This is a genomic window from Chitinophaga sp. W2I13 (assembly GCF_050434005.1).
In the GTDB taxonomy this organism is placed as follows: Bacteria; Bacteroidota; Bacteroidia; order Chitinophagales; family Chitinophagaceae; genus Chitinophaga.
On the sequence record NZ_JBNPWD010000001.1, the window covers coordinates 1,009,095 to 1,028,991 of the forward strand.

Here is a 19,897-nt window from a genome sequence, read left to right on the forward strand (position 1 = left end):
CCTGCTTAAAATTCGTATGCCCGTTAACGTTTTATCACAATAAACCCGGTGTAACGCTCTTTCTTACCATCTATCTCTACTTCAATATTGTAGAAGTAAGAACCATCCGGCACATCATTTCCTGAACTGCCGCCTGCATTTGCCTTACCGCGGAAGTTCTTCGATTTGTTATCGTAGTGCTGCAACTTAAATACGGTGCCGCCCCAACGATTAAATATCACTACCTCATTATTTGGATACTTGTCGATATTTTCAATATACATCACGTCATTTCCCATGCCATCGTTGTTAGGGGAAAGCGCCGGGTGTACGCGGATCTTACCGCTGTTGTTATTGATCTGGCGGCCATCCGTACTATACTTTTCAACAGCATCGTTTACACCATCTCCATCAGAATCCAGGTCGAGGAAGTTAGGGATACCGTCTCCGTCTGTATCGTCGTCAAATGGATCACCATTGCTGTTGATGTCTTCCTGCTTATCTGTTAATCCGTCGCCATCTGTATCACAACTGCTGCACATCGGATCATCATTCAGGATCACACCGGTAGCTTTGGAAGGCTCACCTAAAGTTGGCGTATGCTGGCCGGAAGGAACTGATACCGTAGTCATCTTCAGGATGAAGGTTTCATTCTGTTCAAAGGTCGTATCCCCTTTAACATTCACTGTTACCTGTCCGATCGTCTGCAACGCCGGGATCACCGTTTGGGTAACTGTGTTGTCGAAATCATTACCCGGCGTGGCTTTGAAGTCCATGTAAGGATAAGATACCCCATCTACCGAAGCCTCAAAATCATAGTTAATCGTAATCGGACGGGAACTTTGCCTGCTCAGCTGTACATTAAACCTCAGCGGTGTATTCTCCCCGGTATCGCCTTCTTTCACGCTGAATTTGTCGGCAGCAAAAGTGAGGGTCAACGGATCGTTATCCGTGATCGCAACCCTTGCAGTATCCGTAGCCCCGGCTTTATATACCAGGGTACTGCTGCCGCCAATGTAGGGCAGTATCGCTGCTTTCAGGAAGCCGTCATCGTCATTGATATCGTTATCACCAGTGGTGATAATAAACGAGTGTTGCTTTGTAAGCGCCGGCATGTTGATGGTTAAGATGTTACCGCTTACGGTACCTTCACCGGCTGTAAACGTACGGGCGGCATCCTGCGTAATGCGGAGGCGTACCGGCACATCGTAGGCCGCAGATGCGGGCGATTTCAAGGTGAACTTCATACCGCTTCCTTCAGCCGCAGTAACAGCTTCTGCTGATATTTCCACCACCAGCGTATCATTATCATGAATGATTACATCAGCTGCGGCGCTCCCAGATAACGGCCAGGTAATACCTGCCATACTGCTGCTCACTGCGCCCAGCTGTACTTTCACATCTTCATCTCCCTCTACAATATTGTTATCGATCGGTGTTACTTTAATGTCTGCACCATTCTGGCCGGCGGGGATCATCACCGTGCCACTCAGCTTACGGTAACGGGTGTCTGCTACAGCAGTACCGCTAACGGTATAGGTTACATTCACATCTTTCACGGCAGATAACTGTGTATCGGAGAACCGTACACGGAAAGATCCTGGTACATCCGGCTCGGTGGCATCTGCTGTTTTCGCAATCATCATCTCCCGGCCCGGAGCAGAGCTTTCATCATCATGCACTATCAGGGTAACAGTATCCTTATCATCTACATCCAGCGCGATGTTCTTATTAAACCGCTTCATCTGTGCCAGCATTAGTGCCAGCTTCACCTGTTCATCGCCCTCTATCACTTTATTGTCAATCACATTCACGGGAACGGATATACTATTCTGACCGGCAGGAATCACCGCGGATGTTTGTACCGGCGCAATGTTGGTCGTGCCGGCAATGCTGCTTACGTAAAATACTACTTTCACATCAGCTGCTGCAATGCTGCTGCCCGGCAGTTTCACCGTGTATGCCCCGTTTGTAGCCGGTTCTGCGGCGTCTTTGTTCTTTTGCAATACTACGCGCATATCACCCGTTTCAGGGATCAGCACCATACCTGGCTGGGAAAGTGTATAACCCGTTGTTGCCAGCTGTGCGGTAAATTGCAGTTGCTCGTCTCCTTCCAGGATATTATCGCCTGTTAATTTCAGCTGGTATAATTTACTATGTGCTCCGGCAGCCAGCGTTACCTGTGCAGGCACACCACTGTAATCTGCATTATCTGCAGTAGATACGGCGTTTCTGCTGATATTGATCACTACATCTTCGGAAGAAATGATCTGGCTGTTCACAAACCCGATGGTCACATCACTGTTGCTGCCTTCGTGTATAACGGAGGAGTCAATACGCATTTCTACCTTCAGGTTATCCGGATTCAACCGCGTAGCGTCATCAATCGTTACAGATAATTTATCTCCTTTCATACCTGCAAAACCCTGTGGCGTTGCGGCGATCCATAACAGCTCCGGTTTCTCCAGTATAAAGTCTGTTTTGGCAGTAAAAGAGAAGGTAGCATCAGGTATTCCTGCAGGAATGATTACGGTAGCCGGCAGGTTATCAATATCTGCTGCTGTTGCTACGGATGTTGCATCCCTGTTCAGGGTAACAATGATATCCTTGCTGGCAGTAACACCTGGCGCCAGGCTTACCTTCATCTGGTAAGTATTTCCTTCCAGTACTTTGGTACCCGCTGTTACGGAAGTAAGATGTATGAACCCGGTAACCGGATCATCATGTGTTCTGTCTTTGATCGTAATGGTGGTATCTCTTACAACAGCGGTATTAAAAGTAGCATCTGTAATGCTGCCTTTAAATACCACGGTTTCATCATCTTCCAGTACCAGGTCTTTTAATGCCTTCAGCACAAAGGTGTGGGTACCCTTGTTTTGTCCTTTTTTAATAATAATATCATAAGGAGATGGTAAGGCATTATGATCTGCGTTTACCGCGGTACTCAGCGTCTTATCTTTTGTTACATGCACCGTGATGTCCTTGCCCGCCAGCAGGTTGTTGGGCAGCTGCGCACTCAGCGTTGCACCGGAACCGTTTTCATCAATAGCAGCCAGTGTGCTGTTGAGTACAACAGGCGCCGGCAGCGGATACTGCGTTGGATCATCCTCAATGGTGAATACCGGTTTACTGATGGTGTAAGTACTGATGCCATCTGTAGCGCTGGTATTGATGATAAAATTCTCGGGCCCCTCTGTGAAGTTATCTTTCTTAATCTTCAAACCGGTAACGATACTGTTGCCGCTGTTCAGGTAAACGTCGGGCGCCAGGGTGTAATCCAGCCCGGCTTCCGCACTGCCTGCCGATTGTGGCAGTAATATATGAACAGGTACATCAGTGGTAACGCCGGCAGGTAAACTAATAGTTACCGCGCCGCTATCGCCTTCTGTCAGTGGTGTTTTCCAGGCGCTAACATTCAATGCCAGATTAGCGGCATCGCTGCGGGTAAGGTCCTGTATCGCCAGCGGCAGGTTATTAACCGTATATCCATTAACGGTAGCATTCACCACCAGTGTTTCGTTCTTCTCCAGCACCTTGTCAGTCACTGTTTTCAGTAGCTCAAAGGTAGCAGTGGTTTGTCCGTGCGGCAACACATAGGAAGTGGCCGACAGCGTATAGTCATCAATGTTTTTAGCGGTAGTAAGCGCATTATTTACCGCCAGCTGTATGCTTACATCTTTTGTAGACGCATAAGGCACCGTCACGGTCACCATCACTTTATTGCCTTCCGGAACCAAGGTGGCATCCGGGGTAAGTGTCATTTTCCTTGCGTTCGGCTGCTTCTCTGTGTAGTCTTTGATATACACACCTGCACTGGTAGCTGGCATGTTGGTATTACCCTTGTTGCCTTCAATAATCAGTTTCCCTTCATCATCCAGTATGGCATTGGTACCCGCCGTAATGGCCGGAGCAGATGCAGCGGAGGTGTTGTTCAGGATGGTCACACTGGCTGGTACCGCCGTATGACGGGCATCAGCTACAGTAGAAGCGGCAGCATCCTTCGCCAGGTTGATCACCCAGTTTTTACCGGCTTTCCAGCCATGTGGGAAAGTGGCCGTTATCACCGCACTGCTTCCTTCGTAAATGTTGTCGGGCGTACTCGTGAGGATAATGGAATCGCCCACAGGGAAAGGATACTGCGCATCTTTAATACTCATATCCATTGTTGCCGGCAGGAACGTGTACACGGTGCTGAGTGCATCACTTACCGCAGGAGTGATATGTATATCTTCTGCATCTTCTACCAGGATATCTGATGCAACCTTTAACTGTGCAATACCCGAAGCACCGGTAAACGTAGTATCCGCAGGCAGGTAATAATCTGTATTACGTGTAGCCGTTCCGGTAGCGCCACCCATTGTAATCTTAACCGGTATTTCGGTGGTTACACCGGCAGGTAAACTGAAACCAATATTATTGATACTGTTTTCATTCACCGCACCGGATGGCAGCGTGAAGGTGATCTTTGTTTTAGCCGCATCCCTGCGGGTAGCGTCATTAAGCTGGATAGCCGCATCTGTAATCGTATAGCCGGTAGCGGTACCCTTTATCTTCAGTTGTTTATCCTTTTCTATCACTTCATCCGCAACGGCTTTAATAACCGGTGCAGCGGTGGTGAAGGTGTTGCTGTTCTTCGGGAACACAATGCTTGTCTGCAATACGGTATAGTCGGCCGCTGCTGCATCGGTGCCGGTTGGATTGGTTGCCAGTGTAATCGTTACGTCTTTGGCGGCTGCATAGCCCGCTGGTAACGATACCGTGAAAGCAGTACTGCTGCCTTCTGCAAGCGGGGAAGTGACTGCTGTTAAAGTCAGTTTTTTCTGCGCAGGATCAGTACCATCCGTAATATTAATGATAGCGCTGGTAGCCGGCATATTGGTGTTACCGGCATTGCCATCTACTTTGATGAAGCCGCCGTCGTCGAATACGTTGTTGATTTTAGTGGTAATAGCTGCGGTAGTGCCGGATGCGGCGTTGGTGGCAATGGTCACGGAGGCAGGGATCGTACCATGACTGGTATCAGCTGTCGTAGAGCGCAGGGCATCTTTCGCCAGGTTGATGGTCCAGGCTTTACCAGCTTTCCAGCCATGCGGGAAGGTAGCGGTAATGATAGCAGAACCGCCTTCCGTTACCGGGTCAGGCGTGCTGGTCAGCAATACGGAATCTCCCGCAGGGAAAGGATACTGCGCATCTTTAATACTCATATCCATTGTTGCCGGCAGGAACGTGTACACGGTGCTGAGTGCGTCACTTACCGCAGGAGTGATATGTATATCTTCTGCATCTTCCACCAGGATATCTGATGCAACCTTTAACTGTGCAATACCCGAAGCACCGGTAAACGTAGTATCCGCAGGGAGGTAATAATCTGTATTACGTGTAGCCGTTCCAGTGGCGCCACCCATTGTAATCTTAACCGGTATTTCGGTGGTTACTCCGGCAGGTAAACTGAAACCAATATTATTGGTACTGTTTTCATTCACCGCACCGGATGGCAGCGTGAAGGTGATCTTTGTTTTAGCCGCATCCCTGCGGGTAGCGTCATTAAGCTGGATAGCCGCATCTGTAATCGTATAGCCGGTAGCGGTACCCTTTATCTTCAGTTGTTTATCCTTTTCTATCACTTCATCCGCAACGGCTTTAATAACCGGTGCAGCGGTGGTGAAGGTGTTGCTGTTCTTCGGGAACACAATGCTTGTCTGCAATGCGGTATAGTCGGCCGCTGCTGCATCGGTGCCGGTTGGATTGGCAGCCAGTGTAATCGTTACGTCTTTGGCGGCTGCATAGCCCGCTGGTAACGATACCGTGAAAGCAGTACTGCTGCCTTCTGCAAGCGGGGAAGTGACTGCTGTTAAAGTCAGTTTTTTCTGCGCAGGATCAGTACCATCCGTAATATTAATGATAGCGCTGGTAGCCGGCATATTGGTGTTACCGGCATTGCCATCTACTTTGATGAAGCCGCCGTCGTCGAATACGTTGTTGATTTTAGTGGTAATAGCTGCGGTAGTGCCGGATGCGGCGTTGGTGGCAATGGTCACGGAGGCAGGGATCGTACCATGACTGGTATCAGCTGTCGTAGAGCGCAGGGCATCTTTCGCCAGGTTGATGGTCCAGGCTTTACCAGCTTTCCAGCCATGCGGGAAGGTAGCGGTAATGATAGCAGAACCGCCTTCCGTTACCGGGTCAGGCGTGCTGGTCAGCAACACGGAATCTCCCGCAGGGAAAGGATACTGCGCATCTTTAATGCTCATGTCCATCGTTGCCGGCAGGAACGTGTACACGGTGCTGAGTGCGTCACTTACCGCAGGAGTGATATGTATATCTTCTGCATCTTCCACCAGGATATCTGATGCAACCTTTAACTGTGCAATACCCGAAGCGCCGGTAAACGTAGTATCCGCAGGCAGGTAATAATCTGTATTACGTGTAGCCGTTCCAGTGGCGCCACCCAATGTAATCTTAACCGGTATTTCGGTGGTTACACCGGCAGGTAAACTGAAGCCAATATTATTGGTACTGTTTTCATTCACCGCACCGGATGGCAGCGTGAAGGTGATCTTTGTTTTAGCCGCATCCCTGCGGGTAGCGTCATTAAGCTGGATAGCCGCATCTGTAATCGTATAGCCGGTAGCGGTACCCTTTATCTTCAGTTGTTTATCCTTTTCTATCACTTCATCCGCAACGGCTTTAATAACCGGTGCAGCGGTGGTGAAGGTGTTGCTGTTCTTCGGGAACACAATGCTTGTCTGCAATGCGGTATAGTCGGCCGCTGCTGCATCCGTACCGGTTGGATTGGCAGCCAGTGTAATCGTTACGTCTTTGGCGGCTGCATAGCCCGCTGGTAACGATACCGTGAAAGCAGTACTGCTGCCTTCTGCAAGCGGGGAAGTGACTGCTGTTAAAGTCAGTTTTTTCTGCGCAGGATCAGTACCATCCGTAATATTAATGATAGCGCTGGTAGCCGGCATATTGGTGTTACCGGCATTGCCATCTACTTTGATGAAGCCGCCGTCGTCGAATACGTTGTTGGTTTTAGTGGTAATAGCCGCGGTAGTGCCGGATGCGGCGTTGGTGGCAATGGTCACGGAGGCAGGGATCGTACCATGACTGGTATCAGCCGTCGTAGAGCGCAGGGCATCTTTCGCCAGGTTGATGGTCCAGGCTTTACCGGCTTTCCAGCCATGCGGGAAGGTAGCGGTAATGATAGCAGAACTGCCTTCCGTTACCGGGTCAGGCGTGCTGGTCAGCAATACGGAATCTCCCGTAGGGAAAGGATACTGCGCATCTTTAATACTCATGTCCATTGTTGCCGGCAGGAACGTGTACACGGTGCTGAGTGCATCACTTACCGCAGGAGTGATATGTATATCTTCTGCATCTTCCACCAGGATGTCTGATGCCACTTTTAACTGTGCAATACCGGAGGCACCGGTAAACGTAGTATCCGCAGGCAGGTAATAATCAGTATTACGTATAGCCGTTCCGGTAGCGCCGCCCATTGTAATCTTAACCGGTATCTCGGTGGTTACTCCGGCAGGTAAACTGAAACCAATATTATTGGTACTATTTTCATTCACCGCACCCGATGGCAGCGTGAAGGTGATCTTTGTGTTGGTAGTATTCCTGCGGGTGGCATCATTAATGATGACTGCTGTATCTAACACGGTGTATCCGGTTAAACCAAACACACTGCCCGCCAGCCCCAGTCGTTCGTCATTTTCAATAATATGATCATCCCCCACCGCATTGATAATAGTATAAGTAGTAGTATAAGGAGAAGGGGTATTGGCCGGTAACCGGAGGGTATCTTCCGTCATCCAGCCAAAGTCTGTTACACCGGCGTCGGAGCCGGCCACTTTTCTTGTCAGCGCAATTACAATGTCTTTTGCAGAGGTATATCCGGCAGGCAGCGCAATAGTAAAACGGGTACTATCGCCTTCTGGCAGATGATACGTCAGGGGGGCAATGGTTAATTTCTTCTGGGCAGGAGAGGTCGCGTCGTTGATGATCAGGGTAAGACTGTCCTTTACCAGGATACCTGCATCCGCAGTGCTTCCCACTAGTACCAGCTTGCGGGTATCATCCAACACCTGGTTGGTGGTGGTTCCAACAATTACCGTATCAGAGAGTATCCTGGCTGCTGGTATGGTAACGGTACCCGATGGGAAAGTATAGGTGCCCGCTGCCGCTGTTGAAGAGCCGCCGGGCGTAAAGTTAACCTGGATAGGGATTTCGGTGGTAAGACCCGCTGGCAGTTCTGCCCATACGCCCGGAGACGTGCCTTCATTAATGCTGTTGGCAGCAATATGTAAGATAACAGGAGCCGTCATTGGCAACTGTGCATCGGTGATATTTACTACAAACGGTGTAACAGTTGTGGTATAAGTAGTGGAAGGTATAGGGTCTGATGCAGTAAGTTCGATCTCTATCTTCTCTGTTCCTTCTATGGCGTTATCACTTTTAATCTTGAACGGAACCGTGATGCGACCAGCTCCCTGGGGAATAGTAACGGGTCCGGTAAGTTCATAGTCCGTACCATCAGTAGCAGTGGAAGTGCTTTTTTTATTGATGCTCACATCAATCGGTAGATCGGTAGTAACACCGGTTGGTAAAGATATGGTTACCAGCCCGTCGTAAGGCTCTTTCAGCAACGCAGGAGCATCTGTTGTAAAAGAAAGCACCGTTAAAGTAGGATCAAGCCGGGTAGCATCCTCAATGTGGAGCGATTTGGAAGAAGTTTGTGGTTGTCCCATCACCACCGCGTCCGCTTTGAAATTTACCAGTTCGTCTTTTTCCAGGATACTGTCTTTTACAGGTCTTACCGGGATATTTACCCCGTTGGAATCTTTCTCTATATAAGCAATGTTGTTATAGGTAAAATCTGATGCAACCGCCTCTGTGCCGGCCACCACTGATAAATCCACCTGAGTTCTTTCAGAAGCCAGCACTCCTGGAGGAAGTGTTACACGAACCGAATCAATAATACCTTCCCGGATCTTTGCAGGAGCCGACAAGGTAATGTGTTTGGGTTCATCATCCTGGATAGTGTATACGCTGGTCGTTCGCCCGGTTATGTTCACCAGTTTATTTTCGGTAACGGGTACCAGCTGAAAGGTCATATGCCGGCTGTATTCCAGGGCATTGTTGCCAATGATCTTTATGTTGCTCAATCGTATTTTATCCCCGGCCACATATGCTTTCGCAGGAATCATAAAACCGCCGTAAAAAGTAAAGTCGGTTCCTTGCACCGCATTATGCGACCCTCCAGACGGAGGCACCAACGCCACTTTTACATACATCTCTGAAGTAACGGTAGCGGTATTGTTCACCACCAGGTACAAATCCGGTGAGGCGAGATCCCCGTTATTTCCTTCCAGGCCGGTGGCAGAGTCTTTTTCAAACGACACGGAAATAGGATCAGTACCGGTACTAAGGGGCGATCCCTGGAGATTAATATGCACCGGTGTATTGTCATATCCATAATCAACTGCCACACGGGTACCAATAGCTTTGGTGGTGGGTTTCACGCCAAGGGTGATACCTGCCGCCAACCCTTTAGGGGCCGTGTTTACGCCGCCTTCATCAATGGCGTTTACCAGCATGAAGTTGTTAAAGTTCTGCCTGTCTCCTGCCGACTTGGCCACATAGGAAGAAAAGGTGCTATAGGCGTGATAGGTATGTGAGAATTCGCCTACCGTCGCGTTGGGATAATCGGAATTAAAACCAGGCGGTCTTATAAAACCTATGATGTCCGGATTGGGTCCCCCACCCGGAGGATTCATATACCCGGTAGCGCTTCTGTTATTATCCAGTATAGGCCCCACCGGATCATCCTGCATGGTGGGAAATTCACTCAGGTACAGGTAAAAAGTGGTGGAGGGCCTGTCGTTATAAAAAGTATAATCCAGTACAAAGTAACTGTTGGGCACCACGTAGGTGATAGTCATCAGCACGGTGGCAACAAATGGCCCTCTTCCTGCATTTTCATAATACGAGAGGGAGTCAACCAAACAAACCTTATAAGGGTCCGCAACTGTGCCGGAACCCATTACCTCGGATATTTTTTCAAAATTAATGTCAATAGGGGTCGGGGTCTGAAACCCGCTGGTATTTTGCATCTTGAAATTCGACCGGATCCCCATCACGGAGCTTGAGTTTTCCTTCCTGGATTCAGATCTTCCATTCCTGGTTACCTCGTAGGTGCCATCCGTATTGATCTTTATCCTCAATCCATCGGTAAGCGTATTTCCTCCAAGGGGGTTGATGGTTACCTGCGCCTGTACACCCGTACTGATCAGGAAAAAAGCGGCTATCAGGAATAACGCCTGGCACAGGAACACGGGGATACGATGGGGCATATCTTGCTTAATTAATTTCGTAGGATAGGAAAGGAGTAACATATAAGCGTGTAAATTTCTATTTATACATATAGATTTTAAGTCAAAAATGTGAAAAACAGTCCTTTGTAAAACCCTATATGCGAATCTCTGTAATTGGCTCTCCCGGCAGGCTTCTAATATTGCTCCTTCTTCTCTTCTGATGAAACTGAAAAACCAGCCGCCGGCAATTTATAATCTCTATAATCGTATAGTGGTGGGTGCCTAAGACGCGCTAATGGGCGTTTTTTATGATTTTTATAATTATGCCATACTCTTCCATCTGTCACACATCTCTAAACAATTAAATATAAAATCATATATTTTAATTAGCAAATCTATAATAATATTTATATTAAATCAAATTAATTTATCTAACCATAAGTGAGGGGGCCGGAAACAGTGATTAACAAATTTTTAAGGCAGATAACGCCTTATATATCCGATGCGGTTATGTTAAAAGTTAAAATAACCCTAGATTTGCAAAAAACAATTCAGAATGTCAACAATTGCAAAATCAAACATTGACTTTAGCCTCGGATACAAGGTAAAAGACATGTCTCTCGCGGCCTGGGGTCGTAAAGAGATAGAACTGGCAGAAGCCGAAATGCCCGGACTGATGTCACTGAGAGAAGAATATGGTAACAGCAAACCATTGCAAGGTGCACGTGTTGCTGGTTGTTTGCATATGACTATCCAAACTGCCGTATTAATAGAAACCCTGGTAGCTCTCGGTGCTGAGGTGCGCTGGAGCTCCTGCAATATTTTCTCTACGCAGGACCACGCTGCCGCTGCTATCGCCGCTGCAGGAGTACCCGTATTTGCCTGGAAAGGTCTGAATGAAGCAGACTTCGACTGGTGTATTGAACAAACCCTGTTTTTTGGCAGCCCCGACCGTCCGCTGAATATGATCCTGGACGATGGTGGTGACCTGACTAACATGGTGTTCGACAAATACCCTGAGCTGATCCAGCACATCAAAGGACTGAGCGAAGAAACCACTACCGGTGTTCACCGCTTATACGACCGCATGAAAGCTGGTACTTTACCAATGCCTGCGATCAATATCAACGACTCCGTTACCAAATCCAAATTCGATAACAAATACGGTTGCCGCGAATCCTGCGTAGATGCGATCCGTCGCGCTACAGATGTGATGATTGCCGGTAAAGTAGCTGTTGTTGCCGGTTTTGGCGACGTAGGTAAAGGTTCTGCTGAATCACTGAGAGGTGCAGGCGCCCGCGTTATCGTTACTGAAATTGACCCTATCTGCGCTTTACAGGCTGCAATGGAAGGTTATGAAGTAAAGAAAATGAACGACGCCGTTAAAGAAGCCGATATCATCGTAACCACCACCGGTTGCCGCGATATCATCACCGGCGAACACTTCAAACTGATGAAAGATAAATGCATCGTTTCTAATATCGGTCACTTCGATATCGAAATCGATGTAGCCTGGTTAAACAAAAACTACGGCAACACTAAAGTTGAAATCAAACCACAGGTAGATAAATACACCATCGATGGTAAAGATATCATCCTGCTGGCAGAAGGCCGCCTGGTAAACCTCGGTTGCGCTACCGGCCACCCTTCTTTCGTAATGAGTAACTCCTTCACCAACCAGGTACTGGCTCAGCTGGAACTGTGGCTCCACTCAGAAAACTACGAAAACAAAGTATACGTACTGCCTAAACACCTGGATGAAAAAGTTGCCCGTCTCCACCTGAAAAAAGTAGGCGTGGAACTGGATGTACTGACCACCGCACAATCTGAATACCTCGGTATTCCTGCAGAAGGTCCATTCAAACCAGACTACTACAGATACTAGTTTTTTACGACTAACAAATACAAATGCAGCGGAGAAGAAGTCACTACTTTTTCTTCGCTGCATTTTTTGTAAAAGCTAAAAGCCGTAATTTTGCCACATGACAAAGCTGAGTGTAAACATCAACAAGTTTGCTACCCTGCGCAACGCACGTGGAGGCAATCTACCGGATATATTAAAAGTGGCCCAGGATTGTGAACGCTTCGGCGCCGACGGCATCACCGTTCACCCCCGCCCCGATGAACGCCATATCCGCTACCAGGATGTAAGAGACCTGAAACCATTGGTCACCACAGAGTTCAATATCGAAGGATACCCTTCCCAGGACTTTATGGACCTCGTACTGGCGGTTAAACCTCACCAATGCACACTGGTCCCCGATCCGCCGGATGCCATCACCTCCAACACCGGGTGGGATACCATCGCATACCAGTCGCAGCTGAAAGACGTGATCTCCACCCTCAAAAAAGCAGGGATCAGGGTCTCCATCTTCCTCAATGCAGATGTTACAAAAGTAGAAGGCGCTAAAACCGCTGGGGCCGACCGCATAGAACTCTATACCGGCCCTTACGCAGAAGAATATACGAACGCACGCACACAGCCGCAAAACCTGCAGCTATTCAACGACTATAAAAATACGGCAAGAGAAGCCACCGCTATTGGCCTGGACCTTAACGCCGGCCACGACCTCAACCTCGATAACCTCCGCTTCTTTAAACTGCATATACCACAGCTGAAAGAAGTATCCATTGGCCATGCACTCGTGGCAGATGCACTCTACTTCGGTCTGGAAAATACCATCCAGCTGTATAAAAGACAACTGGCCGACTAACTTATACAAAACAATAAAGCCATTCCGTATTATTGGAATGGCTTTATCAACCCTTAAAACAATCAACATGAAGTTCATAACGGGGTCACAACAAAACCGGTATGAACAGTATATAGTTTGCCGTCATGACTGACAGCAATGTTACACACTTACTTCTTTAATAACGCTATTTCCAGCACTTGGTTCATTTGCTTTACATAATGAAACTTCATCCCCTTAATATAAGATGGATTGATCTCTTTAATATCTTTTTCATTTTGCCAGCAAAGAATAATCTCACGGATACCTGCCCTTTTGGCGGCCAGTATCTTTTCCTTAATACCACCTACCGGTAACACCTGTCCGCGAAGCGTGATCTCACCCGTCATAGCCAGGTATGATTTTACCCTCCGGCCCGTAAATACAGAAGCCAACGCTGTAAGCATCGTGATGCCCGCACTCGGACCATCCTTTGGAACAGCGCCCTCCGGCACATGCACATGCACACTCTTCTGCGTAAACTTCTTCGGATCAATACCCGCTTCCTCTGCATGGGATTGCAGATAAGTCAGCGCTGTAACAGCCGACTCCTTCATCACATTACCCAGGTTACCCGTCAGCTTCAGATCACCCTTACCCTCGCTCAAACTGCTTTCTATAAACAGGATATCCCCGCCTACATAGGTCCAGGCAAGCCCCACCGCTACTCCCGGCGGATTACCTACCTTATAGATTTCATTGGAATAACGGGGTTTACCCAATATCTTCTGAAGCCCCTCTTCGGTTAACGCATCCGGTAATTTCTCATCCATCGCCACCTGCTTCGCCAGGTTGCGCATAATAGCGGCAAACTGCCGGTCAAGCTCACGCACCCCACTTTCACGGGTGTAATCGGCAATCAATTGCTCTATCACCGTATTGCTGATCTTTACCTTCGTATCCTTCAAACCATGTGCATCCTTTTGCTTGGGCAACAGGTGCCTCTTGGCAATCTCTACTTTTTCTTCAATGGAATACCCGCTCAGATCAATAATCTCCAACCTGTCACGCAGCGCCGGGTGAATAGAACTGATACTATTGGCGGTAGCAATGAACAACACCTTGCTCAGGTCGTACTCCAGCTCCAGGTAATTGTCGTAGAAAGTAGCATTCTGCTCAGGGTCCAGTACCTCCAGCAATGCGGAACTTGGATCGCCGCGCATATCGTTACCAATCTTATCAATTTCATCGAGGATCATCACCGGGTTCGACGATTTGATTTTACGGATCGACTGTACCACCCTGCCCGGCATAGCGCCGATATAGGTTTTACGGTGCCCGCGGATCTCACTTTCATCGTGCAAACCACCCAGGCTCAGGCGAACATATTTACGGCCAACAGCGTTGGCAATAGATCGGCCCAGGGAAGTTTTACCAATACCCGGAGGGCCTACGAAACACAGAATGGGTGACTTCATATCCCCCTTCAGTTTCAGCACTGCCAGGTATTCCAGGATGCGCTCCTTTATTTTCTCCATGCCATAATGGTCATGGTCCAGTATCTTCTTCGCCTTCTTCAGATCATAACTATCCGTGGTGTACTCGCCCCAGGGCAGGTCCAGCAACAGATCCAGGTGATTATATACCACGCTGTAATCCGGTGTGCTCGGATGCATACGCTCCAGTTTCTCAATCCCCTTCGCAAAAGCTTCCGCAGCGGCAGCCGGCCATTTCTTTTCTTCCGCCTTGCGCTTCATTTCCTTCAGCTCCCGGTCGTTGGCATCTCCACCCAGTTCTTCCTTGATCGACTTCATCTGCTGCTGCAGGAAATAATCCCGCTGCTGCTTGTCCAGGTCGGCCTTGGTTTTGTTGGTAATTTTATTCTTGAGCTCTGCCAGCTGTAATTCTGTTTGCAACAGTTTCATCAGCAATTCCGCACGGGTACGGAGGTTATTGATCTCCAGTAACTGCTGCTTCTCTTTCAGATCTGAGTTCAGGTTGGAAGAAACAAAATGCACCAGGAAAGAAGGATTCTCAATGTTCTTTAAAATGATGCTTGCTTCTGAAGGCAGGTTGGGAGAAAGCTGGATGATCTGTGCTGCCAGGTCTTTGATGGAAGATATATACGCTTCAAATTCTGAATCGTCTTCCGCCGCTTCATCGTGCAATACACTGATCTTGGCTTTGAAATAGGGATCTTCCGTCACTATCTCGTCTATCTTAAAGCGCTTGCGGCCCTGTATGATGATAGTGGTGCCACCATCAGGCATTTTAATGAGCTTTACAATACGCGCCACGGTACCCACTTCACTCAGATCTGCCACACCCGGATCTTCTATCGTACTGTCTTTCTGCGCTACCACCCCGATCGACTTGTCTGTTTTGTAGGCGTCATTGACCGCTTTTATGGATTTATCCCGGCCCACCGTAATCGGCAGCACAACACCCGGAAATAATACTGTATTTCGTAATGGTAATAATGCCAGTTCATCGGGAATCTTTTCATCCTCCTGTCCTTCCCCGTCTTCATTCAAAGGGATAATAGGCATGAACTCCATTTCATCTTCCGAATTTCCTAAATAAAATCTGTTCATCTGAGATATTTAAAGCCTCATGAGGACATTCTGTCATACAACCCGGCAAAAGTCCTCGTTTTTTTATGTATCCCTATATAGTCAAGTTTGATGCCAAGTGACGCTCTGGCAGGAACGGAAGAACGCGCAACAGCGTTCCTTTTATCACAAAAAAGCAGCAAAGTTAAAGTATACACTTTAATCTTTGCTGCTTCATCAAAAGTTAACGCTGAACGCGGGAAACTAGAAGGATACGCCTACACCCAGCTGGATGCTCTGGTTTTTCCAGTTACTGGTGTTAGCTACATCTTTGTAATTGTTTACATCATTAAAGCCAATCACATAACGTGCACTCACATTAACAATTGGCAGTTGCAGCCACAAACCGGCTACACCGGAAATGTCGCCGCCTTTAAATGCTTCATTGGCAGCGCCCAATACTTTTTTATCGCTCACTAATGCGCTGAACTGAGGTCCTACCTGTAGTTTCAAACGCGGTGTTCCCAGGTCAATGTTGGCCAGCAAAGGAATACTGAGATAGCTCATAGTAATCTTCTTACCATTATCTTCCAGGTTTCCAGTATTATAAATTTCACTGAAATCGTCTGTAGTTTTTGTTTTGGTAGAAGAGAAGATTAATTCACCCTGAACTCCGAATCCTTTCACCAGATTCACCTGGGCAAACCCACCGATGTGATAACCTAACTTAAATCCATCCTGAAAACCGGTACCATCAAGCTTTCCAAGATTAGCACCCCCCTTCACACCAAAGCGAAGGAATTTCGTTTGTGCATTAACAGTTGACACGGTTGAAACAGCAGCTATCATCAGCACTGCTACGGCGAAAAACAGTTTTTTCATAAATCTATGTATTGTTAGTAATGGTTAAAATATAGACGTCCGGAGTAAAAAATACCCCTATGTTGTAATTACATTTCCAGTAATTACAAATTCCGTGCTATTTGTTAATAAAATCAAAAACTGTATAAAATACGTGCCGTGAAGTAACTCATAATACCCTGATCTGTACCGGTTAAGGGCTTAAAAACCGTATAGGAAGGCGCCAGGTTTATCCGCCCGATAAAATAGGATACATTCATGGAAACATCTATTGCGCGGGGTTCAAATTCAGTGTGATCTTCAAAATTAAGCTCGCCACCGGAAGGGTTGCGGAGCTTCACCATATGGGGCGACCGGCTGATATATTGAAATGCTTTGAGATTACTGTAATAGTTAGCCGTTCCCAGCGTCATGTTCACAGAAGGCGTCACCATCAGTACATCAAACCGACCCACCACGCCGGAAAAAATAAAAGGATGCCTTACAGACGCTATCACATTGAAATCATTGCCATGCAGCGTTTCTTTGGTATACAAGCCCTCCGATACATGCTTTCCCCAGCCGTAATCCAGGCTCAAACCGGGTTGCACCCACCACTTCCGGTAATAGAAGTAGGCAAAAATTTCATTCTTGATCGGGGTGGAAGGCACATCTGAAGAATCGGCGAAAATATACTTTGTATAAGAGATACCAGTAAGAAAGTTCCTGTTTTTCGTATAGTCGTAACCGGCGGTGAAGTCCCATTCAAACCAGGGCTTATTTACCGAGTTAAAAAGATAATACGCGCTAACGCCGGCATACAGCCCGCTTTTGTGATAATAACTTAAAGAAGGTGCGATGAATGTTTTTAAAACGAGGGGATATTCAAAGTTAGCTACTTTACTGCCATAAGCAGGATTGTTCCCGTACCCGATACCGGCCACTACTTCGCTTTTCTGCTGTTTCTGCAACAGCGAATCCAGCTGTCGCTCCAGCTCTGCCAGGCTTTGTCCCGATGCTACACGGCTACATAACAACAGGAAGGTAAAGAAGTATAGGCGCATGTTTTAAAAAGTACGTCGCTGCAAGATAAGCGTAAATCACTTTCATTTAACCCGGCATCCGCGAACAGGACGAATGTGTGGTTAAACAATGCTTTTCTGTCGGTCAATGCGCACAATACCTTCTTATACCAGGTCGATCACCGTAATTTCCGGCAAAATACCCACTCTTCCTGGATAGCCAAGAAACCCGAAGCCCCTGTTTACATACAGGAACTGCTCGCCCTTCTTATATAACCCGGCCCACTCTTTATAAAAATATTGGGCAGGACTCCATTTCAAACCGGGTATCTCCACACCAAACTGCATACCGTGGGTATGGCCCGCCAGCATCAGGGCAATGTCGGGATACTCTGTACGCACCTGCGCATCCCAGTGGGTGGGGTCGTGCGACAGCAAAATTTTAAACGGTATATGTTCTGCTCCTTCGTAAGCCCTTTTCAGATCGCCGTAACGGGGAAAACGTTTGATGGCGCTCCAGTTTTCAATACCAATCAGCGCAATCTGCTCACCGTTGCGGTCCAGCACTACGTTCTCGTTCATCATCAGCTTCCAGCCCAGCTTGCCATGTACCGCTTTCAATTCCTCCAGGTTCTGGTGCTGCAACGCACTGTAGCCATTGGCGTTTTTATCCGGCCAGGGGTAATAATCGCCATAGTCGTGGTTACCCAGGGTGGAATACACGCCCATCGGGGCTTTCACCTCCCGGAATACATCCAGCCATTCCGCCATTTCCACCGCCCGGTCATTAACCAGGTCACCGGTAAACAGCACCAGGTCGGCCTTCTGATCATTGATCATTTTAATCCCCTTCATAACTGCCTCCCGGTTAGCAAAGCTGCCGGAATGGATATCAGAGATCTGCACAATGCGCAGTCCTTTAAAAGAGGCCGGCAAATGCTTAAAGGCCATTTTTATTTTATGTACCCGGTAGTTGTATTTATTGGAGAAGCCGTACAACAGCGTACCAAAAAAAGCGCCTCCGGTGATGAGTCCCAGCCGGTTAATAAACTGTGAACGCGATAATCCGCCCGCTGCCGGGCTTGCAGTCGCCGCGGGTGCACTGCTGAATTTGCGGATCAGCCACAATACCCCTCTTCTGATGTCATCTATCAGCAGGAACACGGTCACCAGCAGCTTTGCCAGCACCAGGCCCATGAAAATCGCCATCAGGTAGGATTTGAGCGTAGGCGACCAGTTATGCCAATTGATATACGGCAACAACGCTATCATCACCACACAGCTGAGAGATATAAACCAGTAAATGGAATAAGTGATGTTCCTTACTTTTGGAGTAGACATGTACACCATGGCCCTGATGGCCTGGAAAACGTAAATATCCAGCAACAGCAGGAAAACAATGAGTATGACGGAATTCAGTCCGGGTCGCATTATAGAAATTTAATATAGATGCCTAATAATGAAGCAATTTAACACAACTAACCGGGTCTGAAAAGTTAAAACCGGTGCTTGTAATTATACTAGACGAATAACAACGGGAAGAATTGTATGTTTTATTTTTTTTTACCCCGTTAACAGGTTACGGGGCTTGTTCTGCGAACACTTTGTGTATAAATAAATATACTACAGCGCCCGAATTTTAGGTAATCGTTGTATTTTTGTCCGATTACGCTACTTTTAATAGAGTTACTTTTAAATATAAGGTGTAGATTAATCACGGATGACGGAGAGCAGATTTCCCCGAAGTTGTCGTGATGTATTCAAATGGATTGATTATGAAGTATACTTGCTATGGACATTCCTGTTTTGCGGTGGAGATTATGGGGAAAAAGATCCTTTTTGATCCTTTCATCACCCATAACGAACTGGCGGCTAAGGTGGATATCCATGCCATAACGGCGGATTATATTTTTGTTTCCCACGGACATGAAGATCATACGGCCGACCTGGTAGACCTGGCAAAACGGACAAATGCAACAGTAGTATCCAATTTTGAAATTGCCACCTGGGCAGGTAAACAGGGAATCGAAAAGGTACATCCCATGAATACCGGCGGGAAATGGAAGTTTGACTTTGGTACGGTAAAATGCGTGGTGGCACAACATTCCAGCAGTTTACCCGATGGAACCTACGGCGGTAATCCCATGGGTTTCATATTTATGACGGAAGAAGGGAATTTTTATTATGCCGGCGATACCGCACTCACCGTGGATATGGAGCTGATACCAGCTGTTACTTCCCTGGATTTTGCAGTACTGCCAATTGGCGATAACTTCACCATGGGCATCGAAGATGCCATTGCGGCCGCTGAAATGATAGAATGTGAGAAAATAATAGGGGTACACTACAACACTTTCGGCTACGTTAAGATTGACACAGACGAAGCAAAGATGCAGTTTATTGATGCCGGGCTTGAACTGTTACTGCCTGAAATAGGCAGTACTATAGAGGTTTGAGGAAGAAGTGATCATAGCTGATTTATCCTTTATCCTATAAATAACCTTGAATTTTTA

8 protein-coding genes are annotated in these 19,897 nt (G+C 47.4%); 3 read left to right on the forward strand and 5 right to left on the reverse strand.

Annotation, left to right across the window (positions count from 1 at the left end; translation table 11 throughout):
* Window positions 1-23: 23 nt before the first annotated feature.
* A complete protein-coding gene (locus QFZ48_RS04035; protein WP_429061243.1) occupies window positions 24-10,337 on the reverse strand; it encodes a Calx-beta domain-containing protein in 10,314 nt (3,437 codons plus the stop codon).
* A gap of 517 nt (window positions 10,338-10,854) precedes the next feature.
* On the opposite strand from QFZ48_RS04035, the gene ahcY reads away from it, so the two are divergent.
* Together ahcY and QFZ48_RS04045 are read left to right on the forward strand one after the other, a co-directional pair.
* Entirely contained in the window at window positions 10,855-12,183 is a 1,329-nt protein-coding gene (gene ahcY / locus QFZ48_RS04040) for an adenosylhomocysteinase (RefSeq protein ID WP_079468905.1), read from the forward strand.
* Window positions 12,184-12,280: 97 nt separating this feature from the next.
* Window positions 12,281-13,012 carry a pyridoxine 5'-phosphate synthase gene (locus QFZ48_RS04045; protein WP_429045541.1) on the forward strand — a complete coding sequence of 244 codons (732 nt, stop codon included), beginning with the start codon at window positions 12,281-12,283 and terminating at the stop codon, window positions 13,010-13,012.
* Between the two features lie 149 nt (window positions 13,013-13,161).
* Here the strand turns inward: QFZ48_RS04045 and lon are convergent, their stop codons facing one another.
* From lon to QFZ48_RS04065, 4 genes are all read right to left on the reverse strand, one after another.
* Complete coding sequence (lon, locus tag QFZ48_RS04050; protein WP_429045539.1) at window positions 13,162-15,564, reverse strand: endopeptidase La; 2,403 nt, start codon at window positions 15,562-15,564, stop codon at window positions 13,162-13,164.
* Between the two features lie 222 nt (window positions 15,565-15,786).
* Window positions 15,787-16,404: a porin family protein gene (locus QFZ48_RS04055; protein WP_370909800.1), complete on the reverse strand. Its 618-nt coding sequence runs from the start codon at window positions 16,402-16,404 to the stop codon at window positions 15,787-15,789.
* Between the two features lie 113 nt (window positions 16,405-16,517).
* Window positions 16,518-17,426 (reverse strand): hypothetical protein, encoded by a 909-nt coding sequence (locus QFZ48_RS04060; RefSeq protein ID WP_429061245.1) that lies wholly within the window; start codon window positions 17,424-17,426, stop codon window positions 16,518-16,520.
* Window positions 17,427-17,549: 123 nt separating this feature from the next.
* Window positions 17,550-18,815 carry a metallophosphoesterase gene (locus tag QFZ48_RS04065; RefSeq protein WP_429045536.1) on the reverse strand — a complete coding sequence of 422 codons (1,266 nt, stop codon included), beginning with the start codon at window positions 18,813-18,815 and terminating at the stop codon, window positions 17,550-17,552.
* Window positions 18,816-19,159: 344 nt separating this feature from the next.
* On the opposite strand from QFZ48_RS04065, the gene QFZ48_RS04070 reads away from it, so the two are divergent.
* Complete coding sequence (locus QFZ48_RS04070) at window positions 19,160-19,840, forward strand: metal-dependent hydrolase (RefSeq protein ID WP_370909797.1); 681 nt, start codon at window positions 19,160-19,162, stop codon at window positions 19,838-19,840.
* The last annotated feature ends 57 nt before the right edge of the window (window positions 19,841-19,897 follow it).